Origin of the sequence: Streptomyces sp. NPDC014656, assembly GCF_043084305.1 — a bacterium.
GTDB lineage: Bacteria > Actinomycetota > Actinomycetes > Streptomycetales > Streptomycetaceae > Streptomyces.
The window spans coordinates 340,483-367,381 of sequence record NZ_JBIBZN010000003.1 but is presented as its reverse complement, the minus strand read 5'-3'; the positions used below and the strand labels follow the sequence as shown (position 1 = coordinate 367,381).

Genomic DNA, 26,899 nt, shown 5'->3' with positions numbered 1-26,899 from the left:
GGGGCCGGAGGAGCGTCCTCCGGCCCCCCGGCTCAACGGCCTTCCGCGCCTTCCGCGATCCTGGCCGTCAGCACCGCGCCGATCACGGCGAGCGGAGCGGGGTCCAGCATCCCGTAGTGGCCGCACGCCACGTCCACGGCCGTCAGCCGCCCGCCGTACGCCCGCCAGGCCTCCGGAGCGGCGGCCGGGGCGTCCGACGCGGCGCGGAAGTGCAGCACGTCCACCCCGCGCGAGCGCGCCGGGACGGCCCGCAGCGCGTCCACCGCCGACCGCACCGCGAGCCGGGCCCCCTCCACCGCCCGCTCCCCGAGCAGCGCGATCTGCTCCGGCGGCGTCCCGTCCCCGGCGAACCCGGCCGACGCGGCCACGTGCCGGTGCGTCTCCTCCCAGCCGGGCAGCCCCTCCTCGGGCGCCGGGTACGCGTCCAGCAGCGCCACGAACTCCACGGCGTGCCCCGTCTCCACCAGCTCCGCGGCCACCCCGTGGGCGAGGGTGCCGCCGACCGACCAGCCGAGCAGCCGGTACGGCCCCTCCGGCCACACCTCCCGGATCCGCCGCGCGTACTCCCGCACCAGCTCCTCCGGCTTGCGCGCGCCGCCCTCAGGGTCGGCGAGGCTCGGCGCCTGCAGCCCGTACAGCGGCACCTCCGGATCCAGGTGCGGCAGCAGCCGGGCGTACGGCCAGGCGAGTCCGCTCGCCGCGTGCACCGCGAACAGCGGCGCGCCCCGGCCTCCCGTCCGCAGCGGCAGCAGCACGTCCAGGCCGGAGCCGTCGCCGCCGCCGTCGAGCCGGCGCGCGAGGGCCGCCGGGGTCGGCGCCTCGAACAGGGCGCGGACGGTCAGCGCGGTGCCCAGGACCGCCCGCACCCGGCTCACCAGCCGGGTCGCCAGCAGCGAGTGCCCGCCCAGGTCGAAGAAGCCGTCGTCCGGGCCGACCCGCTCCACCCCGAGCACCTCGGCGAACAGCGCGCACAGCGGCTCCTCCCGCGCGTGCGCCGCCGCCCGCCGGACGGCGGTGCCGTACGCGGGCGCCGGCAGCGCCGCCCGGTCCAGCTTGCCGTTCGGCATCAGCGGGAACCGCTCCAGCCGCACCACCGCCGACGGCACCATGTGCTCCGGCAGCACGGCCCGGGCGAAGCGCCGCAGCTCCGCCCCGTCCACCGGCGTCCCGGACCCGGACCCCAGCACGTACGCGACCAGCCTGCGGTCGCCCTCGCGGTCCTCCCGCACCACCGCGACGGCCCGCGCCACGTCCTCGTGCCGCAGCAGGGCGGCCTCCACGTCGCCGAGTTCGATCCGGAAGCCCCGGACCTTCACCTGGCCGTCGAGCCGGCCCAGGTACTCCAGCTCACCGTCCGCCCGCCACCGCGCCTGGTCGCCCGTGCGGTACATCCGGCCGCCGGGCGGCCCGAACGGGCAGGCCACGAACCGTTCCGAGGTCGGCACGGGCCGGTCCAGGTAGCCGCGGCCCACCCCGGCACCGGCGATGTACAGCTCGCCCGGCAGCCCCACCGGCACCGGCCGGAGCCACGGGTCCAGCACGTACACCCGGGCGTTGGGCACCGGCCGGCCGATCGGCGGATCGCCGTCGGGCTCCTCCGCGCCGCCGCGCCACCACGTCGAGTAGGTGGTCGCCTCGGTGGGCCCGTAGATGTTGGTGACCGCGCAGCCCGGCACACGCTCCCGCAGCTCGCGCAGCAGGGCGCGCGGCACCGCCTCCCCGCCGAGCACCACGTGCCGGGCCGTCACGTCGAGGGCGTCGCCCGCCGCCATGCCCGCCACCGCCGACGGCACGCCGCTGACCAGGCTCCCCTCCCAGCCGTCCCGCTCCAGCAGCGCGAACAGGTCGTCGACCAGCTCCAGGTGCCCGCCCAGCGCCAGGGTCGCGACGATCTCGAAGACCGACACGTCGAAGCTGAGCGAGGTCGACGCCAGGACCCGCGCCATGCCGTCGGCGCCGAAGTGCTCCTCGACCACCGCCACGAAGTTGACGGCGTTCGCGTGCTCCACCACCACCCCCTTGGGGACGCCGGTGGTGCCCGAGGTGTAGATGACGTAGGCGGGGTGCCGGGGGAGGAGCGGCCCGGGCCGCTCCGCGTCCACGACGTTCCCCTCCTCCTGCCCGGCGGCCCGCCGCACCACGGCCGGGTCGTCCAGGACGACCGCGGCCGTCCCCTCCGGCAGCACGCCCCTGGTCGCTTCGGTGACCACCGCCAGCAGGGGCCGCGCGTCGCCGAGCATCCGCGCCACCCGGTCGGCCGGATAGCGCACGTCGACCGGCACGTAGGCGGCCCCGGTCTTCAGGACGGCGAGCAGGGCGACCACCGTGTCCGGCGTCCTCGGCAGCGCCAGGGCCACCCGGGCCTCCGGGCCCGCGCCCTCGGCGATCAGCACCCTCGCCAGCCGGTTCGCCCGGCGGTTCAGCTCCCCGTACCCGAGGTCCCGCCCCCGGTACGTCAGGGCCGTCCGGTGCGGGACCCGCGCGGCCCGCGCCTCGATCAGGGCGGGCAGCGTGGCCGGCGCCACCGGGCGGCCGGTGGCGTTCCACTCCTCCAGGACCAGCCGGCGCTCGGCCTCCGACAGGCCCGGCAGGTTCCCGGCCGTGCGGTGCGGATCGTCGGCGACCGCCTCCAGGACCCGCACCAGCCGGTCGGCGATCCCCTCCGCCGCCGCCCGCCCGAGCAGATCCGGCCGGAAGTCGATCCGCAGGCCCAGCTCCTCGGCCGGCGTGCAGATCAGGGAGAGCGGGTAGTGGGTGGCGTCGAAGCCCGTCACGCCGACGAGCAGCGCCTCGCCGAGCCGGCGCTCGCCCGCGCCCATCGGATAGTTGTCGAGGACGGCCGTGGTGTCGAACAGCGCCCCGGCCCCGGCCTGCCGCTGGATCTCCGTCAGCCCGACGTGGTGGTGCTCCATCAGGTCGAGCTGCTCGTCCTGGACCCGCTCCATCAGGTCGAGCAGGGTGTCCCGGGGGTCGATCCGCACCCGGGCCGGCACGGTGTTGATGAGCAGCCCGACCATCGACTCGACGCCGTCGACGTCGGCGGCCCGCCCCGACACCGTCATCCCGAACACCACGTCGCCCCGCCCGGTCAGCTGCCGCAGTACCAGCCCCCAGGCCACCTGCGTCACCGTGCCGAGCGTGACCCCCGCCTCCCGGGCCCGGGCGGCCAGCGCGGCGGTGCGCGCGGCCGGCAGCGTGCGGAGCACCCGCTCGGGCACCACCGTGTCCGTGCCCCGCGCCCGCGGCGCCACCAGCGTCGGCCCCTCGATCCCGGCCAGCGCCCCGGCCCAGGCCCGCCGGGACCACTCCGGGTCCCTCGTGCCGAGCCAGTCCAGGTAGGAGGTGTACGAGGGGGCGGGCGGCAGCGGGCACGCCCCGGCGGACCCGCCCCCCGCGCCGTACAGCAGGAACAGCTCGTCGAGGAGGATCGACGTGGACCAGCCGTCCAGGATGATGTGGTGGTTCGTCAGGACGAAGCGCCACCGGGCGGTGTCCAGACGGATCAGCAGGAAGCGGATCAGCGGCGGCCGGGCGGGGTCGAAGCGCCGCCGCTCCTCACCGGCGAGCCGCGCGGCCCCGCCCTCCCGGTCGCCGGGCGGCGTCCCGGTGAGGTCCGCCGTCCGCCAGGCCGGCTCCGCCCGGGTCCGTACGAACCGCACGGGCGCGCCGGACGCGTCCGTGCGGAACCCGGACCGCAGGCTGTCGTGCCGGTCCGTCAGCGTCCGGCAGACCTCGCGCAGCAGACCGGGGTCGACCGGCCCCTCGAAGTCCAGGGCCAGCTGGATGGTGTAGACGTCCTGGCCGTCCGTGTCGAACGCCGTGTGGAAGAACAGCCCCTCCTGGAGCGGCGACGGTCTCGACGTCCCCTCCTCGGAGTGCTCGTACGCGGGGTGTGATGCGGTCACGGCGTCCCTCCCGGCTCTGCGGTGGATGTGGTCAGGGTCTCCAGGGCCGTGCACCAGGCGTCGGCCAGCGCCTCCACCCGGGCCCGCTCCAGCAGGGCCTCCGGGTACGCCCAGGTGACGTGGAGCTCCGGCCGGGCGCCTCGGTCGTGGACGATCGCCGACACCTCCAGGAGGTGCGTCAGCGGCATCCCGGGGTCGCCGCCCCCGCCGACCGCGCCGTCCTCCGGCACCAGGCCCCAGTCCGTGTCGTCCGGCCGGTCGAAGCGGCCCAGGTAGTTGAAGAGGACCTGCGCCCGGGGCAGCGCCCCGAGCACGGGCGCGGTCTCCGGATGGAGGTGGCGCAGCAGCCCGAAGCCCAGCCCCTTGTCCGGCATGCTCCCCAGCTGGTCGCCGACCGCCCGCACGGTGCCCTCCGGGTCGTCCGGCCGTCCGGGGAGCCGCACCGGGAACATGCTGGTGAACCAGCCGACGGTCGCCGACAGGTCGAGGCCGCCCGCGATCTCCTCACGGCCGTGCCCCTCCACGTCCACGAGGAACGGCGCCCCGCCGCCGGGCTCCGTGCGCCACCGTCCCGCCGCCGTGCTCAGCGCGCCGAGCAGCACCGCGTTCACCCCGACGCCCAGCCGGGCGGGCACGCGGGTCAGCAGCGGCTCCGTCCGGTCGGCGGACAGGACCCGGGTGACGGTGCGCTTCGCCCCCTCGACGTCCCGCGCGGCCACCAGCCCCGCACCGGCGACGAGCTCGCCCGCCCCCTCCAGGAGCCCGCGCCAGAAGGGGAGTTCGGACACCCGGCCGGGAGCCTCCGCCGCCAGCCGGCGGCCCCAGTCGGCGAACGACACGGGCGCGGCGTCCGGCCCCCCGGCCCGGGGGGCGACCCCGGTGCCCAGGTCCTCCAGGAGGATCCGCCACGACACGCCGTCCACGACGAGGTGGTTGACCATCAGGAGCAGCCGGCCGGGCCGGCCGGCCCCCGCGTCGAACCACACCGCCTGGACCATGTGCCCCTCGCCGGGCGCCAGCCGCCGCCACGCCGCGTCCGCCTCGGCCCGCACCCGCTCCGCGAGGTCTCCGGCCGCGAGCCCGGCCGCGTCGACCCGCACGAGCAGCCCGGCCGCGTCGACCGTCCCGCGCGGCAGGACGTCGAGGCGCCACGCCGGCCCGCGCGTCAGCCGCGTCCGCAGGGCGTCGTGCCGGTCCAGCAGCGCCTGGAGCAGCGCGCGCAGACGCTCCGGGGACAGCTCCGCCGGGGTCCTGACGAGCACGGACTGGTGGAAGCCGTCGACCGGCCCGCCCCGCTCGCGCTGCCAGTGGAGGATCGGGGTGAGCGGCACCCCGGCCCGCTCGGGCGCCCCCGCCCCGGCCCGCTCGGGCGCCCCCGCCCCGGCCCGCTCGGGCGCCCCCGCCCCGGCCCGCTCGGGCGCCCCCGCCGCGGACCGCGCCGGTGCCGCCGTCGCGGACCGCGGCGCGCCCGCCGGGGCCCGCACCTTCGCGTGGAGGGCGAGCGCGGCGACCGTCCGGTGGCGGAAGACGTCCTTCGTGGAGAGCGACAGACCGCGCGAGCGGGCCCGGGACACCAGCCGGATCGACACGATGCTGTCGCCGCCGAGCGCGAAGAAGTCGTCCTCCACGCCGACTTCGGCCCGCCCGAGGACGGCCGCGAAGAGCTCGCACAGGAGCTTCTCGACGGGGGTCTCCGGCTCCCGGGCCGCCCCCGGGGGAGAGGCGGCGTGCGGGGCGGGCAGGGCGGACCGGTCGAGCTTGCCGTGGGGCGTGAGCGGCAGCCCGCCGGGGAGCACGACGACGGCGGGCACCATGTACGAGGGCAGCGCCTGCCGCGCCCACGCGGACAGGGCGGACACCAGGCCGTCGCCCCCGGCGGCGCCCCGGACGGGCACCGCGTACGCGACGAGCCGGCGCTCGCCCGGCCGGTCCTCGCGCACCACCACGGCACTGCGGGCGACCTGCGGGTGCCGGTCCAGGGCCGCCTCGACCTCACGGGGCTCGATGCGGAAGCCGCGCAGCTTCACCTGGTCGTCGGTGCGCCCGAGGAAGCCGAGCCCGCCGCCGGCGGTCCACCGGACCAGGTCGCCGGTGCGGTACAGACGGCCGCCGGGCGGCCCGTACGGATCGGCGACGAACCGTTCGGCGGTCAGCCCCGGCCGGTCGAGGTAGCCCCGGGCCACGCCCGGACCCCCGAGGTACAGCTCGCCCGGCACGCCGACGGGCACCGGCCGCAGCGCCTCGTCCAGGACGTACACCCGGGTGCCGCCCAGCGGAGAGCCGAGCGGCGGACGCTCCGCCTCGCGCGCGCCGATCGGGGCCGCGAGGGACCAGATGGTCGTCTCCGTCGGCCCGTACACGTTGGTGACCTCCGATGCCAGGGCGGTGAGGTCCCCGGCGAGGGCGGGGGGCAGGGCCTCGCCGCCGACGAGGACCCGCAGCCCCCGGACCGCCTCGGGCACCTCGGCCACCAGACCCGACCACAGCGACGGCGTCGCCTGGACGGCGGTGACCCCGTGCCGGGCGACGAGCCGGCCGAGGGCGCGCGGCTCGCGCACCTCGTCGGGAGAGGCGAGGACGACCGCCGCGCCGCCGAGCAGCGGCAGCAGGAGCTCCAGGTGGGCGATGTCGAAGGCGACGGTCGTCACGGCGAGCAGCCGGTCGGCGGGGCCCAGCGGCAGCCGGTCCCGCAGGGCGGCCAGCAGATGGGCGAGGTTGCCGTGGCTGACCGCGACCCCCTTCGGCCGGCCCGTCGAACCGGAGGTGTAGAGGACGTACGCCGTGGCGTCCGCCGGGACCGTCCCGTACGGTGACGGGCCGTCGGTTCCGGCGTCGGCGGCGGCTTCGGCGGCGAGGGCGGCGGCGAAGCCGGGGTCGTCCAGCGCCTGCCAGGCGTCGGTGCCGAGCGCCTCCCGGGTGGCCCGGTCGGAGAGCACCAGGAGCGGCGCGGCCTCCTCCAGCACCAGGGCCACCCGGTCCCCGGGGTGGTGCGGGTCGACCGGGAGGTACCCGGCGCCGGTCCGGTGCACGGCGAGGAGCGCGACCAGGAGGTCGGGCGTGCGGTCCATCGCCACGGCGACCAGCCGTTCCGGCCCGGCGCCGAGCCGCCGCAGGTGCCGGGCCAGCCGCTCCACCCGGGCGTCCAGCTCCCCGTACGTGATCCGCCGCGCCCCCTGGAGCACGGCGACCGCGCCGGGCGTCCGGGCGGCCCGCTCGCGGAACCACTCCGGCACGGTGCCGGCCGGCGTCCGCGCACCGGCCGCCGATCCGCTCCACTCCGTGAGCACGGTGTGCCGCTCGGCCGGGGACAGCAGCTCCAGCTCCCGCACCGGACGGGCCGGACGGGCCGTCGCGTCGGCGAGGAAACGGGCGAAGCACGCGGCGAGCCGCTCGGCGGTGGCGCGGTCGAAGAGGTCGAGGGCGTAGACCAGGCTGCCCTCCAGGCCCCCGCCGGACTCGGTCAGGTCGAGGAGCAGGTCGAAGGGGACGGACCGGTAGCGGCCGAGGCGCAGCGCCTCGACGTGGAGGCCGGGCAGCGCCGGCGCGCCCGCCGCGTTGTTCTGCAGACTCAGCATGACCTGGAAGAGCGGGTGCCGGGCCGCCGTCCGCGTGGGGGCGACGGCGTCCACGACCTGCTCGAAGGGCACGTCCTGGTGCTCCAGCGCGGCGAGCACCGAGGCGCGGGCCCGGTCGAGCAGGGTGCCGAAGTCCGGGTCCCCGGAGACGTCGGTCCGCACCACCACGGTGTTCACGAAGCAGCCGACCAGGTCGTCGAGAGCGCTGTCGGTGCGTCCGGCGACCGGGCTGCCGACCAGGACGTCCGTCCCGGCGCCCAGCCGCCGCAGCAGACCCGCCAGGGCGGCGTGCAGCACCATGAACACGCTCGCGCCGTGCTTCCGCGCCAGGGCGGTCAGCCGCGCGTGGTCGGCCGGGGCGAGCCGGAAGGGCACCGTGCCCGCGCGGTGGGTCGCGGTGGCGGGGCGCGGCCGGTCGAGCGGAAGCGGAAGCTCGTCGGGGGCGCCGGCCAGCACGCCCTCCCAGTGGGCGAGCTGACGGGCGAAGACGCCGTCCGGGGCGGCCGTGTCCCCCAGGCCCTCGCGCTGCCACAGCGTGAAGTCGGCGTACTGCACCGGAAGTTCCGGGAAAGCGGGCGCGTGTCCGCGCAGCCGGGCGGCGTAGGCCGAGGAGAGGTCGCGCAGGAAGGGCGCGGCGGACCAGCCGTCGAAGGCGATGTGGTGGAAGGTGACCGCCAGGACGTGGTCCTCGGGGCCGCGGGCGAAGAGCTCCGCCCGCACCGGTCTCTCCCGCGCCAGGTCGAAGGCGCGCTCCGACGCCGCCGGCACCGCCGCCTCGACGTCCGGCCCTGCCGCCCGCCGCACCGGCAGCTCGAACGCTTCGGAGTCCAGGACCAGTTGGCGCGGCGCCCCGTCGGTGACGGGGAAGACGGTGCGCAGGCTCTCGTGCCGCGCCACCACGTCCCCCAGCGCCGCCGACAGCGCCCCGGCGTCCAGCGGACCCGTCAGCCGCAGGGCGGTCGTGACGGTGTGCGCGGCGGCGCCCTCCGCCAGCTCGCCCTGTGCCCAGAACCGCAGTTGGGAGAAGGACGGCGGCAGGACGTCGCCGCGCGGCCGGCGCCGCAGCGGGCCGCGCCCGGAGCGCCCGGTACCGCCGCGCGCGGCGAGTCCGGCGGGCGTCGGCGACGCGAAGACCGCCCGTGCGGTGATCCCGTCGTCCAGCACCTCGCGCAGCCGGTTCACCAGCCGGACGGCCAGCAGGGAGTGGCCGCCGAGCGCGAAGAAGTCGTCGTCGGCACCCACCTCCGGCACCCCGAGGACCTCGGCGAACAGCCCGCACACCAGCCGCTCGGCGGGCGTCCGCGGCGGGCGGGAGCCGCCGCCGCGCCCGGGGGCGGGCAGCGCCGCCCGGTCCAGCTTGCCGTTGGGCGTGAGCGGCAGCCCGCCGGGGAGCACGACGACGGCGGGGACCATGTAGTCGGGCAGGGTCCGCCGGGCGTGGTCGGCGATCCCCGGCGCGGGGTCGCCGCCGAGGTCCGGGGCGGGGACGACGTAGGCGACGAGGTCGCGCTCGCCCGGCCGGTCCTCCCGGACGAGGACGGCGGCCCGGGCGACGGCCGGGTGGCGCTCCAGGGCGGCCTCGACCTCGCGGGGTTCGACGCGGAAGCCCCGGATCTTGACCTGGTCGTCGACGCGGGCCAGGAAGTCGAGTTCGCCCCCGGCGGTCCAGCGGACGAGGTCGCCGGTGCGGTACATGCGGCCGCCGGGTCCGCCGTACGGGTCGGCGACGAAGCTCCCCGCGGTGAGGCCCGGGCGGCCGAGGTAGCCGCGGGCCAGACCGGCGCCCGCCAGGTACAGCTCGCCCGGCACCCCGACCGGCACCGGTCGGAGCCGTTCGTCGAGCACGTACACCCGGGTGTTCGCCATCGGCCGGCCGATCGGCGGCCTGCCTCCGTACGCCTCCGGGCCGGCGCCGGACGGCGCGTCCGCGCCCGTGCTCCGGGCCGGGGCCGGGCGGCCGAAGGTGGTGAACGTCGTGTTCTCGGTCGGCCCATACACGTGGGTCAGCACCGTGCCGGGGTGGTCCGTCAGCATCCGCCGCACCGCCCCGGCCGACGGCTGCTCGCCTCCGGTCCAGACGTGCCGGAGCCGGCCGAGCGCCGGGCTGCCCTCCGCGACCAGCAGGTTGAAGAGCGCGGTGGTGAGGAACGCGCTGGTCGCCTCCCCCTCGGCGACCGCCCGCTCCAGGGCGCGCGGCGAGGAGTCGCCGGGCGGCACCATCACGACCGTGCCCCCGCGCAGCAGCGGCACCCACAGCTCGTACGTGGACGCGTCGAAGGAGTGCGGCGAGTGGGCGAGCACCCGGGCGTGGCCGCCGTCCCCGGCCCAGCAGGGGTCGGAGGCGAGGGCGACGACGTTCCGGTGGGTGACCAGGACGCCCTTGGGGCGGCCGGTGGAGCCGGAGGTGTACATCGCGTACGCGGCCCGGTCGCCGGTGATCTCCGGCCGGGCGTCCGGGTCCGCCGCCCCCGCGTCCCGGTCGGGGCCGGCCGGGACGGGCTCCTCCGCCAGGACGAGCGGCAGGCCGTGCGGCCCACCCGCGAGGGCCCCGGCCCGCTCCTCCGTGGACGCGTCCGCCAGGACCAGGCAGGGCCGCGCGTCGTCCAGGAGCGCGCGCTGCCGGTCGTCCGGGTTGCGCGGGTCCAGGGGCAGGTAGGCGGCCCCCGTCCGCAGGACCGCGAGCAGGGCGACGACCAGGTCGGCCGAGCGGTCCACGGCCACGGCGACCAGCCGTTCCGGCCCCGCGCCCCGCCGCCGCAGCCGGCGGGCGAGCCGGTCCGCGCGGGCGTCCAGCTCCGCGTAGGTGAGCCGGGTCCCGCCGCACACCACCGCGGTGACGTCGGGCGCGGCGGCCGCCCGGCGCCGGAAGAGCTCCGGCACGGAGTCCGCCGGGAGGGGGGTGACGGGGCCGTTCCACGTCTCCAGCGTCGTGTGCCGTTCGGCGGGGGAGAGGAGTTCGTGCCGGCCGACGGGCCGTTCGGGCGTGGCGACCGCCTGGGTCAGGAAGGAGGTGAAGCCGCGGACCAGACGCTCGGCGGTGGCGTGGTCGAAGAGGTCGCGGGCGTAGACCAGCGCGCCGCCCAGCGCGCCGTCGGTCTCCGTGACGTCGAGGAGCAGGTCGTAGACGATCGTCCGGTGCGTGTAGTCCAGCAGGCGGGCGTCGAGACCGGGGAGGTCCACGACGGCGCCCGCGTTGTGCTGCAGGCTGAGCATGACCCGGAAGAGCGGGTGGCGGTCCGCCGAGCGGGCGGGGTTGACGGCCTCCACGACCTGCTCGAAGGGCACGTCCTGGTGGTCGAGGGCGGCCACGACGCTGTGGCGCGTCCGCCGGAGCAGCTCGTGGAAGTCGGGGTCGCCGGAGGCGTCGGTCCGGACGACGACGGTGTTGACGAAGCAGCCGACGAGGTCGTCGAGGCCGACGTCGGTGCGTCCGGCGACCGGGCTGCCGACCAGGACGTCGGTACCGGCGCCGATCCGCCGGAGGAAGCCCGCGAAGGCGGCGTGCAGGACCATGAAGGTGCTGGCGCCGTGCCGCAGGGCGAGCCCGGAGAGCAGCCGGACGCTGTCGGCGGGCAGGTGGAAGGCGACGCTGCCGGCCCGGTGGGTGGCGGTCGTACGGCGCGGACGGTCGGTGGGCAGCGGGAGTTCGGCCGGGGCGCCGGCGAGGGCCCGCTTCCAGTGGGCCAGTTGCTCGGCGGCGAGACTGCCGGGGTCGTCGGGCGCGCCGAGCCCCTTGCGCTGCCAGAGCGTGAAGTCCACGTACTGGACGGGCAGTTCGTCCCAGGACGGCGGCCGTCCTCCGAGGCGCGCGGCGTAGGCACGGGACAGGTCGCGGAGGAACGGCGCGACCGACCAGCCGTCGATGGCGATGTGGTGCACGGTGATCGCCAGCACGTGGTGGCCGGGGGAGTCGACGGCGAACAGCACGGCCCGCAGCGGGAGTTCGCGCTCCAGGTCGAAGCGGCGACCGGTCTCCCCGGCCAGCGCCGCCTCGACGTCCCGCTCCGCCACCCGGCGCACGGGCAGCTCGACCGCGACCTCCTCCAGGACGCGCTGCCGGGGCACGCCGTCGGCGACCGGGAAGACGGTGCGCAGGCTCTCGTGCCGCCTCACCACGTCCCGCAGCGCCTCGCGCATCGCGACCGCGTCCGGCCGGCCCGTCAGCCGGAGCGCCATCGAAGTGTTGGGCGACTCGCCGCCCCGGTCCAGCTCTTCCTGGAACCAGAACCGCAGCTGCGAAAACGACAGGGGGATCACGGTGGTCTCGGCCTCTCAGTTCTCTGGGTCTTCCGGGCTCCCGGGTCTTCCCCGGCTCTGGGGTCTTCCGGGCTCTCGGGTCAGCGCGCCCGGCAGGCTTCGCGGAGGGCGTTCAGGTGGCGCAGTCCGTCCAGGACGGCCTTGGTGCCGATGCCGAAGTCGATCAGGCACGCGAGCTCGTCCACACCGGCCCCGCGCAGCCGCTCGACCGTCGCCGCCGCGTCCTCCACCGTCCCGAAGAGGCCCCGCCGCTCGAAGTAGGTGTCGAAGGAGCGGGCGACGAGGAAGTCGAGGTCCTCGTCCTCCAGGGCGTCGGGGTCGAAGTCCGGGTCGGAGGCGCCGAACGAGCCGGCGACGAGCCGGACCGAACTCCTGAGGTAGGCGCACAGCGGCTCCTCGACGGTGGCGCGCACCTCGTCCCGGTCGGTGCCGAGGAAGGTGTGCAGCATCAGGACGACGTGCCCCTCCCAGCCGTCGTGGGCCTCCCGCGCGGTCCGCCGGTAGGCGGCGATCTTCGCGGCGAGCTCGTCGGCGTCCTGGTGCAGCAGATGGGTGAGGATCCCGGCCCGCGCCACCGCGGCCGTACGGAAGGTCTCCTCGTCGCCCGCGCTCGTCACCCAGAGCGGCAGCTCCCGCTGCACCGGCGGCGGGAAGACCCGTACGGCCGCCGGGGCGCCGTGGCCGTCCACCACCTGGTGCGCGTCCCCGCGCCACAGCCCCCGGAGCTGCTCGATGCCGGCGGCCAGCGCGCGCTTGCGGTCCTCGTACGGAACCCGGCTCAGCGCGAAGTCCACCGGATGCCAGCCGGAGGCGAGGGAGACCCCGACCCGCCCGCCGGAGAGGTTGTCCACCACCGACCACTCCTCGGCGATCCTCAGCGGGTGGTGGAGGGGGGCGACGACGCTCCCGGCGCGGATGGCGACGGTGCTCGTGATCATCGCGAGGGCGGCGCCCACCACCGACGGGTTCGGGTAGAGCCCGCCGAAGGGATGGAAGTGCCGTTCGGGCGTCCACACCGCGCGGAAGCCGTGCCGGTCGGCGAAGCGGGCGCCCTCCAGCAGCAGCTCGTACCGTCCGGAGTCCCCGGCCGGTGTGCTGTCGTCGGCGAAGTAGAACAGGCTGAAGTCCATCGGAATCCTTCGGTGACCCTCGGCGTACGTGATCCGGTCGGTGGCGCGGGTTCGTGCCGCCGTCAGTCGGGGCGGGGCATCCTCCGCAGCGCCGCCCGCGCCGTGCGGGCCCCCGCGAGCCGGGCGGCGAGACCGGCGGGCGTGGGCGTGTCGAAGACCGCCCCCACCGGGAGCTCCACCCCCAGCTCGGCGCGGACCCGGCTCACCAGCCGGGTGGCCAGCAGGGAGTGGCCGCCGAGCGCGAAGAAGCTGTCGTCGATCCCGACCGCGTACGCGCCCTGCGCCGCGCCCGCCTGCGCCGCGCCTGCCGACTCCGCGCCCGCCGGCGCCGCGCCCTGTGCGGGGGCGAGCCCCAGGACCTCCGCGTACATCCGGCACAGCGCCGCCTCCCGCGGGGTCCGCGGCGGCCGTCCGGCCGCGGGCCGGGGCCCGGGCGGCGCCGGCAGGGCGGTCCGGTCGAGCTTGCCGTGCGGGGTGAGCGGGAACGCGTCGAGGACGACGATCGCGGACGGGACCAGCGGGGAGGGCAGGTGCGCGGCCGCCCACGCGGCGACGGACGGGACGAGCCCGGCGTCGTCGGCTCCCCCGAAGGGCACGTTGACGTGACGCCCGGGATCAGGCGCCGGCCCGGTCCCGGACCCGGTCCCGCCGTCCGGAGGGAAGTCCCCTTCCCCGGGGGAGAATTCGGCGTCGACGTGGCCGGGCCCCGCCTTCGCGGACCAGCGCAGCGCGACCCGGTGCCCCAGCCGCTCGCCGAGGCGGGCCAGGTCCTCCGGGTCCGGACCCGGGCCCGGCGTCCCGCCCGCCGCACGCAGGTCCTCGGCGAGGCGGCCGTTCGGCACGCCGGTGATCCGGACGGGCACCCCCTCCCGCGCGGAGTCCCGCAGGGCGTCGGCGAGGTCGTCGAGGGCGTGGACGTCCGCCCCCCACAGCAGCTCCGCCACCGCGCCCGGGCGGCGCCGCGGCGGGGCGCCGGAGCCGGCGCGGCGCAGGACGACGTCGTAGCGGTACCGGGTGAGTTCGTTGTGGTGGGTTCCCCGTTTCAGCCGCACGTCGCACGCCGCGAAGAGCGGCCCCGCGCCCTCGGCCGCGCTCGTCAGCGACCGGAAGTACTCCGGGTCCACCAGCAGTTCCGGTTCCGTGGCGAGTCCGCGCGCCACGGCCCGGCGGTGCTCCGCGCCGCCGGGGACGGCGTCCGCCGAGCGGGCCGCCGCGGCCGCCCCGTGGAAGGCCTCCGCGAGCCCCAGGTGCCGGACGTCGCCGACGAAGACCGCGCCGCCGGGCGCCAGGGCGGCCGCCGCGAGCCGGAGCACCCGCGCGAGATAGCGCCCGCTGGGGAAGTACTGGACGACGGAGTTGAGGACGACCACGTCGAAGTACCCGCGCGGGAAGCCCTCGTGGTCGTCGGCCGCCCGGCTGTCCAGCACGACCCGCCCGGCCAGGTCCGGGATTCCCTCCACCTGCCGGCGCAGCCGCCCGATCACCCGGGGCGAGTGGTCGAGCCCCCAGTAGGCCTCCGCGCCGGGAGCGAGCCGCGACAGCAACAGACCGCTGCCCACGCCGAGTTCGAGGACCCGGCGGGGCCGCAGGGCGCGGATGCTCCGCACCGTCTCGTCGCGCCACTCCCGCAGCTGCTCCCGTGGCAGCGGGCTGCCGTCGTAGCCGCTGGTCCACCCGCCGAAGTCCTCCCCGAACGCCGCCGGACCGTCGCCGGCGGGCCCCGCGCCGGCCGGCACCGCGTCGTGGACGCGCCGCCAGGCGGCCACCCGGTCCGCGTCGCCGTGACCGCCGGTCCCCGCGGGCGCGTCGGGATCGCGCCGGACGTAGGCGACGAGCCTGCGGTCCCCGTCCCGCTCCTCGCGCACGGTCACCGCGGCGGCGGCCACCCGGGGGTGGGCCGCGAGCAGCGCCTCGACCTCGCCCGGCTCGATCCGGTGTCCCCGCACCTTGACCTGGTCGTCCGCGCGACCTGCGAACTCCAGTTCGCCCGAGGGGTTCCGGCGGGCCAGGTCGCCCGTACGGTACATCCGCGTCCCGGCCGGTCCGTACGGGTCCGCGACGAAGCGCCCCGCCGTCAGCCCGGGCCGGTCGAGGTAGCCGCGCGCGAGGCCCGCCCCCGCGACGTACAACTCGCCCACCGCCCCGTCGGGCACCGGCCGCAGCGCGCCGTCGAGCAGGCGCAGGGAAGCGCCCCCGATCGCCCCGCCGATCGCGGGCGTGCCGGGGCCTTCGACGAGCGGCCCGCTCATGGTGGCGCAGACCGTGGTCTCCGTCGGCCCGTACGCGTTGATCAGCGTCCGGCCGGGAGCCCACCGCCGCACCTGCTCCGCGTCCAGGGCCTCCCCGGCCGCGACCAGCACGCGTACGTGCGGGAGGGCGTCGGACGGCAGGGCCCGCAGCACCGACGGCGGCAGCGTCGCATGGGTGATCCGCCGCTCGTCGGCGAGCCGGCGCAGCCCGGGCCCGGGCAGCAGGCAGCGGGCGGGCGCCAGGACGAGCGAGGCCCCGGCGGACAGCGCCATCGCCAGCTCCCAGAAGAACGCGTCGAAACTGGGCGAGGCGAACTGCAGGACCCTGCTGTCGGCGTCCACCGCGAGGGCGCCGCGCTGGTGGGCGGCGAGACGGGCGAGGCCGGCACGGGTGACCACCACGCCCTTGGGCGGGCCGGTGGACCCGGAGGTGTAGACGACGTACGCGGGCAGCTCGCCGAGCGCGCGCCGGGCACCGGCCGGCGGCCCGGACGAGGGCGCGCGCCGCACCTCCGCGCGGGTCTCCGGATCGTCCAGGTCGATCCGGGGGGTCGCCGGGGAGGCGGGAGGGAGCGGCGGGAGGGCCGTCCCGGCGTGCGCGAGCAGCAGGGCCGGGGCCGCGTCGCCGAGGAGGTGGGCGATGCGCGGCGCCGGGTAACCGGGGTCCACCGGCAGGTGCGCGGCCCCCGCCTTCATCACCGCCAGGACCGCGACGACCAGCTCCACCGAGCGGTCGAGCGCCGAGGCGACGACCGTCTCCGGCCCGGCGCCCCGCGCGGCCAGCAGATGGGCCAGCCGGTTCGCGCGGGCGTCGAGCTCCGCGTACGAGACCGTCTCCTCCCCGAAGACGACGGCGGTCGCGTCCGGCGCGTCCGCCGCCCGCTCCTCGAAGAGGTCCAGCAGCGGTCGCGCGGAGCCGTCCGCCGCCCCGCGCTCCCGCCGCGCTCCCGCCGGCGCGTCCGGCCGGGCGCGCGGCGGCCCGGCCGGAAGGAACAGCGTGTCGCCGTGGCAGATCCGGGTCCACTGCCGCTCCGAGGCACCGGAACCGAGGCCGGCGCTCCACACCACCGCCCCGGGCGGCGCGGGAGGACCTTGGGCGCCCGGGGCATCGTCCGGGACCGGAAGGGGGACGGTGGCGGGATCGAGGACGGCGGCCGGGTCGAGAACAGTGGTGGGATCGAGGATGACGGTGGGGCCAAGGACGGCGGCGGGATCGAGGGCGGCGGCGGGGCCGAGGACGGCGGCCGGGTCGAGGCGGCGTGGGTCCCTCGGCCGTTCGGCGCCGTCCGGCGGCTCCGGGGCGAGCACCAGGAGCGCCCCGGTGCCTCCGGCGAACCGCCGCCCCCCTAAAACCTGTTGGTCCGAGTCGAGAGGGACGTACGCCGCTCCCGCCCACCACACCGCGAGCATCGCCGTCACGAGGTCCGCACCGCGCGGCAGCCCCAGGGCGACGGTCGTGCCGGGCCCGGCGCCCGCCGCGCGCAGCGCCCGGCCCGCCCGCTCGACGCGCGCCCGCAGCGCGCCGAACGTCACCGGCCCCGCCGCCGTGACCACGGCGGCGCGCCCGGGGTGCCGGTCCGCCTCCCGCAGGAAGCGGGTGAGGAGGTCGATCGCGTTGGTGACCACGGACAGCTCCTTGCGCGGAAAGAGGGAGGCCGGTGCGGGCGACGAGGACGACGGACGGACCGGGCGCGGCAGGTGTCGCCCCGGGGGCCGTGCCGTCAGGAGCGCGGTGAATTCACGGGGACCGGGAAGGGGCCGGACGCATTCTCGAACGGATTGATCATCCGGGCCGACCCTTCCACGAGGCACGGTGCGCTGGCAATGGGCGGGGTCGAGCGTAAGCGGCACCCGTGGAAAATGGCCACCCTGGTTTCCAGGACGATGAACTTGTACGATCCAGCCCGAACTCACGGCCACCGCACCCCACTTCTGTGGTGCGCCGGAAATCCATCGGTCATCGAAGTCCGGAGGCCCGCGCTGGAATCCGCCGCGCCCACCACCGACCAGGCCGCGAAGGACCGGGGCCGGCACCCGCACCGGAACTTCCGGCTGCTGCTCGTCGGCGAGACCACCAGCAAGCTGGGCACCAGCGTGACGTCCGTCCTGCTGCCGCTCGTGGCCGTCACCACGCTCCACGCCTCGCCGTTCGTGATGGGCGTGCTCACCGCCGCGTCCTGGCTGCCCTGGCTGGTCCTCGGCCTGCCCGCCGGAGCGTGGGTCGACCGCCTTCCGGCGCGCCGGGTCATGCTGGTCTGCAACGCCGTCTCCGGAGCGGTGTTCCTGAGCGTCCCGGCCGCCTGGTGGCTGGGCGCCCTGACGATCCAGCACCTCCTCGGCGCGGCCCTCCTCTCCGGCGCCGCCTCCGTCTTCTTCTCCACCGCCTACTCGGCCTACCTGCCCCAACTGGTCCCCACGGACGCGCTGATGCGGCGCAACGCGCAACTGCAGGCCGGGGACCAGGCGGCCAGGGTGGCCGGGCCCGGGCTCGGCGGTCTGATCGCCCAGACCCTGGGCGGTGTGCCGGGCCTGCTGCTCGACGCGGCCTCCTTCCTGGTGTCCTCGCTCTGTCTCCTGGCCGTCCGCTCCGACGGCCCCCGCCCCGCTCCGCCGCCCCGGCGGCCGCTGGGCCGGGAGATCGCCGAAGGGGTGCGCTTCGTCCTCGGCGACCGGCTGGTCCGGGCCGTCACCGCGTTCGGCGCGGCGGTCAACCTGGCGATGGCCGGACTGCAGGCCGTCCAGATCGTCTTCCTCGTCCGCACGGTCGGGGTCGGCTCCGACACGCTCGGCTGGCTCGTCTCCTGCGGCGGCCTCGGCGGGGTGCTCGGCGGTCTCGTCGCCGGCCGGCTCGCCGAGCGCCTGGGTTCGGCCCGCGCCCTGCTGGTCGTCCAGTTCACCGCCTCGCCCTTCGGACTGCTCGTCGCCCTCACCGCTCCCGGCCCCGGGCTGGCGTTCTTCGTCCTCGGCACGCTGATGCTCTTCGCGGGCGTCGTGGCCTGCAACGTCATCATCGTCAGCTTCCGGCAGGCGTACTGCCCGCCCGAGATGCGCGGCCGCGTCACCGCGACCACCCTCTTCCTCAACTTCGGCACCATCCCGGTCGGCGCCCTCCTGGGCGGCTCCCTCGCCACCCTCTTCGGCACCCGGGTCACGATGTGCGCCGTCACGGCCGCCCTGGTGGCGGCCGGCGGATTCCTCCTCGTGACCCCCCTGCGCACCCGCCGCGACCTTCCGGGCGCGCCCGCCGCCGAAGGCTGAGAATTCCGGCCGGAAGAACCGGAGGCCGAATTTCGCCGGATGGGCGCCGAATGCGTTCCGGGTAAACCCGGCGGGGAATCGGGACTTCCGGCACGCTCTTCTTTCGGCCACATTCTTGGTGCCGGAACGGGCGGGGGACCGCTCCCCGGTTCCCCGGGAAACGGTCCCTCGCTCTTCAGGCGTGACGGAGGCCCGTCACGGGGTGACGCACACGACGGATCCGACCGGGTGGTCGTTTCCGGTCGAGGTCGCGGTGAACCCGAAGGTGACGGTGCCGTCCGGCGGAATGGTCCGGTTGTAGTCGGCGTTCCGGACGGTGAGCGTGCCGTCGGTTCCGGTGGTGAGGGCCCCGTTCCAGAGGCTGCTGATCCGGGTGCCCGCGCCGGGTGTCCAGCGCACGGCCCAGCCGTCGCGGGCCGTCGTGGCGTGGTTCATCACCTCGACGGAGCCCTGGAAGCCGCCGCTCCAGGCGTTGACGACGGTGTAGACGGCCATGCACCCGGTGTGCGGACCGGTGGGGGTCGGGGTGGGAGTGGGCTCCGTGGGAGTCGGCGTGGGCTCCGTCGGAGTCGGAGTCGGAGTCGGGGTCGGAGTCGGGGTGGGGGTGCCGCCCGCGCCGCGGATGCCGGTCACCTCGCCGTTGCCGCCGTCGAAGACGATGTCGGAGCAGGAGAAGAAGTTCTCCTGGCTGTCCGAGCGGACCCACTGGATGAAGAGGACCGCGTCACCCGAGCGGCCCGCGGGCAGGCTCAGGTCCCAGTAGTAGTGCCCGCCGTCCGTGCCGGGGGAGCCCGTCTGCGGCGGGTCGGTGACGGTCTGGATCAACTCCAGGTCGTCCCAGCCGAGTTCGGTGGCGGGGGAGTAGCCGGGCTTGGTGAGGTACACCCGGAAGGAGCCCGGGTGGGCGGCCCAGTTGCTGTGCTTGACCTGGATCGTCCGCCCGGAGGTCAGGTGCGTGCGCGGCCAGTCGGAACGGGCGGCGTTGTAGCCGGTGAAGTCGTACGGCGAGCGGTCGCCGGCGCTGCACAGCGTGCCGTCCGGCACGTAACCGGCGCCGCGTCCGCCCGCTTGGGAGTCGAGCACGGCGAACCAGTTGTACAGCGAGTTGGGCCCGCTCTCGTCGAGCGCCGCCCGGCACGCGGGGTTGGTCGGGTCCAGGCTTCCGGTGCCGGTCCTGGCGTCCAGCCAGCAGAGGTACGTACGCGATCCGGGCGTCATGGTGACGCCGTGCGCCTGTGCGCTGCTCTGGCCCAGCAGGGTCAGGCCGATCCCGGCGAGCAGGGTCGCGAGCGCCGCCGCCAGGGAGGCGAGCCGCTTCTTGCGTCCAGCCATCGTGTCTCCTGTGCGTGTGTGGGGTGGATGGGTCCGTTCGGTGTGCTCCTCTTGCGCCGTCCGTCGGAGGGAGGGGTGCTCCGCGCGCCCCGGGTCAGGTGCAGGCGACGCCGTTGAGGCGGAACCCGGACGGCGGGGCGAAGGCGCCGTCGTACGTGCCCTGGAAGCCGAAGGTCTGGCTGCCGCCGGCCTCGATCCGTCCGTTGTGGGCCGCTCCGGTCGCCGTCACGGTGCCGGAGGACGGGGTGACGGCGGCGTTCCAGGCCTGGGTGATCCGCTGCCCCGGGGGCAGGGTGAAGGCCAGCTGCCAGGGGTCGAGGGCGGCCGGACCGGTGTGGGAGACGGTGACGTTCGCGGTGAAGCCGCCGGTCCAGACGTTCGGCGCGAACGTCACCGCGCAGGCCGCGGCGGGGCCGGGCTCGCCGGGGCCGGTCGGCGGCGTGCCGGGGTTCACGGCCGAGGAGAAGGAGTGCACCGCGAGCCCGGCGCCGTTCTGCCACGGCTCGAAGCCGGCCTGGACGCTCGTCAGGTACCAGTCGTTCCGGGCCATGCCGCGGGCGACGGTCTCGCGGACGAAGTCCATGACGTCGAAGTTCCACTCCGCGAGGGCGGAGGGCGCGACGAACGAGATGACGTCGTTGGAGCCGTTGCCGCCCGTCCACACCTGCCAGGAGCGGCCGCCCACGGTGGCCGTGCCGACCGGCGAGCCGATCGGCTGGACCGGGCCGGACCGGTGGAACCAGATCATGATCTCGGTCCGGTTCACGCCGTCGGTCCGGGGCGCCGGGTCCAGCCAGATGTCGTACGAGGCGTTGTAGACGGCGTCGCCGACGAAGCCGTACGAGACGGCGCTGGGGGCGGAGGCGATGCCGCTGAGCCGCGCCGGGAGGGCGGTGCCGGGTGAACAGCGGGTGTAGTGGCAGCCGTTGAAGACCGACGGGTACGCCTTCGGAGGGCCGTCGGTCGGCACGGCCCCGTCGGCGCGGGTCAGCCGGAAGCCCGTGTCGGTCGCGGTGACGCACTGGGTCGCGGCGGTGCCCCAGCGGTTGTTCTGGACGACGTACCGCCCCTGGACCGTGGCCGTGCCGTACTGCTCGCAGAGCAGGGTGTCGGCCCGGGCCGCCGGCGCGGCTCCCAGGAGGGTCGCCACCACGGTGACGAGGGCGAGGAGCAGTGCGGCGGGGGCGCCGAGCGGGGACCGGACGCGGTGGGGTGACGCGCGCATGGGAGGCCTCTCCGTGAGGGGGTGGCCTGTGGCGGCTCCGTACGGAGGAGGTGTCTCCCGACCGACGGCCTCCTCCTTTGGGAGCGCTCCCACAGTCTGCCGTTGGCGGAACTGTAGGAGCTGGAAGTGAACCTGACAACCCGTCGGGGGCGGACCGGCCCGCCGGGCCGGATCCGCCTCAGGGGGACCGGGTCAGTGCTCGCAGAGGGAGAACTCCCGCTCGTACAGCTGCTCGTTGTGCTCGCCGACGAAGAACTTCCTCTCCCGCATCAGCTCTTCGCGGAAGCCCTCGGCCTCTTCGCGCGTCATGGTCGAGGTCTCCGCCCACGGCTGCTGCGGCGGCACGTCGGAGGTCGAGACGATGGTCGTCGACGGGTCGACGAGGAAGAACGCGAGGATCTTGCGGTGCCCCGGGCGGGCGGGGTCCGCGAGCCGGAACGGGCCGACGCGGTGCTGGAGGACGTTCGGGAACGCCAGGCAGCGGCCCGCCGGGGTCGACGCCGAGCCGAGCACCTGGTTCAGCGCGCCCTCGTTCTCCAGGCCGTAGACCTCGCGCACCCCGGTGTGGTCGTTCTGCTCGTACTCCGGGTCGTCGAGCGCCGTGCGGAAGCTCAGCCGGCTCTCGGTGATGTTCTCGCTGTCCCAGTAGTAGATGCCCGTCGAGACGATCCGCTCGTTCAGCATCCCCTCGACGTGCCAGGACCCGCCGGCGTACTCGGGCCGCTCCGGGGTGAGGTGGATCGTGGCCAGCTTGACGATGACCTGGAGGCGGCGGCCGCGCAGGTCGATCCGCTCCGACGCGGCTGGCGTCGCGGGCGGGGTGAAGGCCGGGGCGTCCGGGACGACCGGGCGCCGGTTCTCCCACCAGTCGTCCTGCGCCTGCTCCCACGCCCGGACGGCCTCCTCGTAGGCCGCCGTGTCGTCGCCGAAGGAGGACTCGTCCGGGTGGGCGGGCTCGGAGTCGTACCACTCGTAGGGATCGGCCTCGATCCGCAGGGGGCGCGGGTGCCGCAGATCCGTGAGCACGTTCTCCCAGAGCGGGAGGAAACGGGCCACCAGGTCCGGGAGCACGGCGGCCAGTTCACGGTGGTTCTCGGGGTGGACGTTGTTGACGTACGAACGGAAGGAGACCTCGCCGTCCTCATGGACGTCGACGTCCGTCGGCAGCCACTGGAACCGCTCCGAGAACTCGTGCTTCGAGTAGGAGTCCGTCGGGTTCCGCCAGGCTTGCCCGGGCGCCCCGCTCACCCCGTTCACCAGGCAGAACAGCGAGGGATGCACCAGGTCCAGCACCTGTCCGCCGGATCCCGGATGCCAGTCCCGGTCCGCTTCGGGCACCTCCTCCAGCACCCGCACCGCCTCGCGCAGCCGGTCCCGGAGCGCGTCGTCGACGAGGCGGTCCGACTGCCACACCCCGTCCACGCCGGACACCTCGATGCCGGTCCGCGCATCCCGCAGCGCCGCGTAGTGCGCGAGCTCGTCCAGGACGTAGCGGACCTGGGCCTCGGTGAGGCCCTGGTCGACGGCCTCCCGCGTCCACCGGGCGACGACGTCCGCGTCGTTCCTCTTCTCGTGCCACCCCGCCTTCTCCCGTATGTGCGCGCCGAGTTGCGTCATCTGCAACTCGCGCAAGGTCCGGGGCGGCGCGTACGACACGTGGCGGGAAGCCTGGAAGGGCAGCGGAAAGGCGGGCAGGCCGGTCAATGCTCTCGGTCCTTCGAGTAGGTGGGTGATGCGGCCGGAAGGATACGCGAGCGGTCCGACACCGCCGGGCCGCGGCCCGACGGGCCCTGCTCCTGAACTCCGCCACGCACGCGGGCCGTCCGCCACCCGGCCGAGGCGGCCGAGGCGGCCGGGACCGCCCGGGAGCGGTCGCGTGCGGGGCAGGGTGGAGGGGACGAGTCGCGTGGCGCGGCCGGCGGGGCCGGCGGGGCCGAGGAGGCGGCCGTGCGCTCGCGGGAGCGGCAGGACGGCGGCGCGGTCGTTCACCCCCGGCAGGGGGAAGCGCTCCGCGAGCGGCGCCGCGAAGGGGGCGACGGCGTGCGGGCGGCGGAGCCGCACCAGGACGAGGAGGTCGTCCGAGCCGCTGACGGAGACGGCGAGGCGGACCTCCTCCGTCCGGGACGGCGCGTGGCCCACGGCCGCCAGGTGGGTGTGGGGGACCGCGCCGCGGTGGAGCACCGCCGTCGAGAGCCCCGCGAGGGGACGGGCCGGATCCGCCGGAGAGGGGGCGTCCGGCAGGCCTTCCCCCGCGCCGCGGCCGGGTGCGGCACACTGGCGGTGTGCGCATCGTGATGATGACGGCGGGCTCGCGGGGTGACGTCGCGCCGTACACGGGTCTGGGGGCCGGTCTCGTACGGGCCGGGCACGAGGTGACGCTGGCCGCCCACGGGGTGTTCGAGCCGCTGGTGGCGGGGTCCGGGGTGCGGTTCCGCCCGCTGCCCGTGGACCCCCGCGCCGAGCTGCACTCCGCCCGGGGCCGGCGGCTGCACGACGCGAGGACCGGCGCGGGGAAACTCGTACGGCTGGCGTCCATGGCCCGCGGGGCGGTCGACGAGATGACGGCGGCCCTGGTGGACGCGGCACGGGAGGGCGAAGTCCTCCTGGTCGGCGGGTCGTTGGGCCCGCTCGGCTACGCCCTCGCCGATGCGCTGTCGGTGCCCGCCCTGGGACTGCACCTCCAGCCCCTCCACCCGACCGGGGAGTTCCCCGCCCCCGTCCTGGGGACGCGCTCCCTCGGCGCGGCGGGCAACCGGCTCAGCGGGCGGGCCGTCATGACGACGGTGGACCTGCTCTTCTCCGACGCCGTACGGTCGCTCCGGCGCCACGGGCTCGCGACGCCGGGCCGGTCCCGGCGACGGCGGGCCCGGCCCGTCCTGCACGGTTACAGCGAGCTCGTCGTCCCCCGCCCCCGGGACTGGCCCGCCGGGCTGGAGGTGTCCGGCTACTGGTGGCCGCACGAGACCGGAGGGCTGCCCCGGGAGGTCGAGGACTTCCTCGCCGCCGGACCCCCGCCGGTCTTCGTCGGTCTGGGCAGCGCCACCGTGCCCGACCCCGAGCGGCTGAGCCGCGAGATCGTCACCGCGCTGCGCGCGGCGAACGTGCGCGGCATCGTCCAGCAGGGCTGGGCGGGCCTGGCCGCCCGCGGCGACGACATCCTGACCGTCGGCGAGGTGCCGCACTCCCCGCTCTTCCCCCGGACGGCGGCCGTCGTCCACCACGCGGGAGCGGGCACGACCGCCGCCGTCCTGCGGGCCGGGGTGCCCACCGTCCCCGTGCCGGTCCAGTTCGACGCGGCGTTCTGGGCCTCCCGGCTGACCGCGCTGGGCACGGCTCCCCGGGCCGTACCCCTGCGCCGCCTCACCTCCGAGACCCTCGCCGAAGCCCTGCGCCGGGCGACGGGGGACCCCTCCCACCGCGTGCGGGCCCGCGCCCTGGCCGACCGCCTGGCCCGGGAGGACGGCGTCGCGCCGGTGCTCGCCGCCCTCGCGAGACTGGATATGTTGACATAGGTATGCGGCCATATCTATGGTGACGGCATGCCCGCCGACAGCGTCCCCAGCCCGGACATCGACCACATGGCCTCACGGCTCGTGGCGTCCCTGTCCTCGCTGTCCCGGAGCGTCGAGCGCCGGGTGGACCGCGACTACGCGCGCCCCAAGCCGTCCGAGGCCCAGCTCGCCCTGCTGCGCCACGTCGCCGACCACGGCGGCGTCACCGTGCGCGAGGCCGCCGAGGCACTGCTCATGAAGCCGAACAACGTCAGCGCGCTGGTGCGGCAGCTGACCGAGCGGGGTCTGATCGAACGCCGGCCGGACGCCGTCGACAAGCGGGTCGCGCACCTGCACCTCACGCCGACCGCCCGGCGGGAACTCGCCGAGGTCGGCCGGCTGATGAGCGCCCACGTGGCGCGGGCGCTGCGTGCCATGACCGACGGCGAACTCGACGCCCTCGGCTCCGCGCTGGGCGCGCTCAACGCCCTCGACGAGAACCTCCGCCACTCCGCGTAGCACCCCCGCGCACCGGCCCCTCCCGGGCCGGTGCGCATGAGTCGCGCCCTCCGGCGGTTCCCCCTGCTCCGACCGACCGACCGACCGACCGACCGATCAGCCGGCCGGACGCCGATCGTCGCCGTTCGCACACGCCGCCGGCGCATGCCCCCGGCGGCACGCCGGCACGCCCGTGAACAGGCCGGGCTCCCCTCCTCTTCCCACACGAAGGACAGGCACCACCCATGCATTCCGTCACCCCCTCGGCCCCGCCGACCCACGCCCCTCCCGCGGACCGCCCGCGCGGACCGCGGGCCAGCCCGTGGCTGACGCTGATCGCCGTCTCCTTCGGCCTGTTCATGGTCGGACTCGACGGTTCCGTCGTGGCGATCGCCAACCCCGAGATCGGCCGCGACCTGGGCGCCTCCACCGCCGACCTCCAGTGGGTCACCAACGCGTACCTGCTGGCCCTCGCGGCGGCGCTGATCCTCGGCGGCAAGCTCGGCGACCGCTTCGGACGGCGTACCTTCTACCTCGTCGGCGTCGCCGGCTTCACCCTGGCCTCCGTGGCCATCGGCCTGGCCGGGTCCATCGAGGGCGTCATCGCCTTCCGGGCCGTGCAGGGCTTCTTCGGCGCCCTCCTGATGCCCAACACCCTCGCCCTCCTCCGCGCGGTCTTCCCGCCGAAGAGGTTCGGCATGGCCGTCGGCATCTGGGCCATGGTCTCCTCCGTCTCCACGGCCCTCGGCCCCATCGTCGGCGGGCTGCTCGTCGAGCACGTCGACTGGGAGTCCGTCTTCTACGTCAACGCTCCCATCGGCGTCATCGCGCTCGTCTTCAGCGCCGCGGTCCTGCCGCAGAGCAGGAACGCCGCCGCCGCACGGGAGAAGTTCGACCTGGTGGGTGTCGTCCTGCTCGCCCTGGGGCTGCTCGCGGTCGTCCTCGGCGTCGTCAAGGGCGAGACCTGGGGCTGGTCCTCGGCCGGCACGCTGGGCGTCATCGGCGCGGGCGCGGTGGTCCTGCTGCTCTTCGGCACGTGGGAGACCCGCGCCGCGTCCCCCCTGCTGCCCATGCGCCTGTTCCGCAACCGCACGCTCGCCATCGGCACCGTCATCACCGCGCTGAACTTCTTCGTCCTGCTCGGCGTCGTCTTCTTCGTCATGATCTACCTGCAGAACGTGCGCGGCCTCACCCCGGTGGAGGCGGGCGTACGGACGCTGCCGCTGAGCCTGGCGTCCGTCGTCGCGTCCCCGCTGGGCGCGGCCCTCACCGACCGCTTCGGGCCCCGGCTGACGATGCCGCTCGGCATGGTGCTCCAGGCGATCGCCTGCTTCGCCATGCTCGGCTGGAGCGCGGACTCCTCCTACGGGGCGCTGTGGCCGCCTTTCGTCGCGCTCGGCCTCGGCATGGGCATGGTGATGGCCTCCTCCTCCGACGCCATCGTCGGCAACGCGCCCGTCCAGGACGGCGGCGTGGCCGGTGGCCTGCAGGCGACCGCCCTCCAGATCGGCGGAGCGCTCGGCACCTCCGTCCTCGTGTCCCTGATCGCCGGCCGGGTCGGCTCCACCCTCACCGGCGAACTGGTGGCGGCGGGCGTGCCCGCCCCCGCGGCCGCGGGACTGCACGAGGCCAGGGAGGCGGTCGCCATGGGCATCGCCCCCGTCTCCGACCGCATGCCCGCCCAGCTCCGGGACGCCGTCGTCGACGGCAGCCACCAGGCGTTCATGAACGGCGTGCACACCGCCGTCCTCGTCGCGGGCGTCCTGTGCGCCCTCGGCGCCCTGCTCGCCGCCGCCGGCATACGCCACGCCCCCCGGGCGGCCCGACCCTGAACGAGGCGGGCGGACCGGAGGGCCCGTGGACGTGCCGGGCCGGGGCCGGGACGGCCGCCGTCGCCCGCGTCATCGCGCCCTCCCGGACCGCCGTGCTCTCCGGCGACGCGCGAGAACCGATTCCCGTGCCCGCTCGTCCTGTTCTAG

11 protein-coding genes are annotated in these 26,899 nt (G+C 76.2%); 4 read left to right on the top strand and 7 right to left on the bottom strand.

Going from position 1 to position 26,899, the window contains the following annotated elements:
- Positions 1-32: 32 nt before the first annotated feature.
- The 4 genes from ACF1ED_RS08975 to ACF1ED_RS08960 form a co-directional block, all read right to left on the bottom strand.
- Entirely contained in the window at positions 33-3,905 is a 3,873-nt protein-coding gene (locus ACF1ED_RS08975; protein WP_391758094.1) for an amino acid adenylation domain-containing protein, read from the bottom strand.
- Positions 3,902-11,737: an amino acid adenylation domain-containing protein gene (locus ACF1ED_RS08970; RefSeq protein WP_391758092.1), complete on the bottom strand. Its 7,836-nt coding sequence runs from the start codon at positions 11,735-11,737 to the stop codon at positions 3,902-3,904. The genes ACF1ED_RS08975 and ACF1ED_RS08970 overlap by 4 nt, the downstream gene beginning before the upstream one ends.
- A gap of 80 nt (positions 11,738-11,817) precedes the next feature.
- A complete protein-coding gene (locus ACF1ED_RS08965; protein WP_391758090.1) occupies positions 11,818-12,867 on the bottom strand; it encodes a MupA/Atu3671 family FMN-dependent luciferase-like monooxygenase in 1,050 nt (349 codons plus the stop codon).
- Between the two features lie 62 nt (positions 12,868-12,929).
- The gene (locus ACF1ED_RS08960; RefSeq protein ID WP_391758088.1) at positions 12,930-16,742 is read right to left on the bottom strand and encodes an amino acid adenylation domain-containing protein; all 3,813 of its coding nucleotides are present in this window, start codon (positions 16,740-16,742) and stop codon (positions 12,930-12,932) included.
- A 264-nt stretch (positions 16,743-17,006) separates the two neighbouring features.
- Between ACF1ED_RS08960 and ACF1ED_RS08955 the strand changes: the two genes are divergently transcribed.
- On the top strand, positions 17,007-18,374 hold the full coding sequence (locus ACF1ED_RS08955; protein ID WP_391758086.1) for an MFS transporter: 1,368 nt from the start codon (positions 17,007-17,009) through the stop codon (positions 18,372-18,374).
- A gap of 195 nt (positions 18,375-18,569) precedes the next feature.
- Here ACF1ED_RS08955 and ACF1ED_RS08950 read toward each other — a convergent pair whose 3' ends face one another.
- From ACF1ED_RS08950 to ACF1ED_RS08940, 3 genes are all read right to left on the bottom strand, one after another.
- Complete coding sequence (locus ACF1ED_RS08950; protein WP_391758085.1) at positions 18,570-19,706, bottom strand: lytic polysaccharide monooxygenase; 1,137 nt, start codon at positions 19,704-19,706, stop codon at positions 18,570-18,572.
- A gap of 94 nt (positions 19,707-19,800) precedes the next feature.
- Entirely contained in the window at positions 19,801-20,931 is a 1,131-nt protein-coding gene (locus ACF1ED_RS08945; RefSeq protein ID WP_391758083.1) for a cellulose binding domain-containing protein, read from the bottom strand.
- Between the two features lie 192 nt (positions 20,932-21,123).
- Complete coding sequence (locus tag ACF1ED_RS08940) at positions 21,124-22,635, bottom strand: DUF4246 domain-containing protein (protein ID WP_391758735.1); 1,512 nt, start codon at positions 22,633-22,635, stop codon at positions 21,124-21,126.
- Between the two features lie 593 nt (positions 22,636-23,228).
- On the opposite strand from ACF1ED_RS08940, the gene ACF1ED_RS08935 reads away from it, so the two are divergent.
- The 3 genes from ACF1ED_RS08935 to ACF1ED_RS08925 all read left to right on the top strand — a co-directional run bounded on the left by ACF1ED_RS08935 (position 23,229) and on the right by ACF1ED_RS08925 (position 26,752).
- Positions 23,229-24,443 (top strand): glycosyltransferase, encoded by a 1,215-nt coding sequence (locus tag ACF1ED_RS08935; RefSeq protein ID WP_391758733.1) that lies wholly within the window; start codon positions 23,229-23,231, stop codon positions 24,441-24,443.
- A gap of 27 nt (positions 24,444-24,470) precedes the next feature.
- On the top strand, positions 24,471-24,941 hold the full coding sequence (locus ACF1ED_RS08930; RefSeq protein WP_391758081.1) for a MarR family winged helix-turn-helix transcriptional regulator: 471 nt from the start codon (positions 24,471-24,473) through the stop codon (positions 24,939-24,941).
- 224 nt (positions 24,942-25,165) lie between these two features.
- Complete coding sequence (locus ACF1ED_RS08925) at positions 25,166-26,752, top strand: MFS transporter (RefSeq protein ID WP_391758079.1); 1,587 nt, start codon at positions 25,166-25,168, stop codon at positions 26,750-26,752.
- The last annotated feature ends 147 nt before the right edge of the window (positions 26,753-26,899 follow it).

What these genes read in the sequence shown, in the direction of transcription:
- ACF1ED_RS08965 (WP_391758090.1), bottom strand. Translation starts at nt 12,867, where the DNA reads ATGGACTTCAGCCTGTTCTACTTCGCCGACGACAGCACACCGGCCGGG.
- ACF1ED_RS08950 (WP_391758085.1), bottom strand. Translation starts at nt 19,706, where the DNA reads ATGGCTGGACGCAAGAAGCGGCTCGCCTCCCTGGCGGCGGCGCTCGCG.
- ACF1ED_RS08945 (WP_391758083.1), bottom strand. Translation starts at nt 20,931, where the DNA reads ATGCGCGCGTCACCCCACCGCGTCCGGTCCCCGCTCGGCGCCCCCGCC.
- ACF1ED_RS08935 (WP_391758733.1), top strand. Translation starts at nt 23,229, where the DNA reads ATGACGGCGGGCTCGCGGGGTGACGTCGCGCCGTACACGGGTCTGGGG.
- ACF1ED_RS08930 (WP_391758081.1), top strand. Translation starts at nt 24,471, where the DNA reads ATGCCCGCCGACAGCGTCCCCAGCCCGGACATCGACCACATGGCCTCA.
- ACF1ED_RS08925 (WP_391758079.1), top strand. Translation starts at nt 25,166, where the DNA reads ATGCATTCCGTCACCCCCTCGGCCCCGCCGACCCACGCCCCTCCCGCG.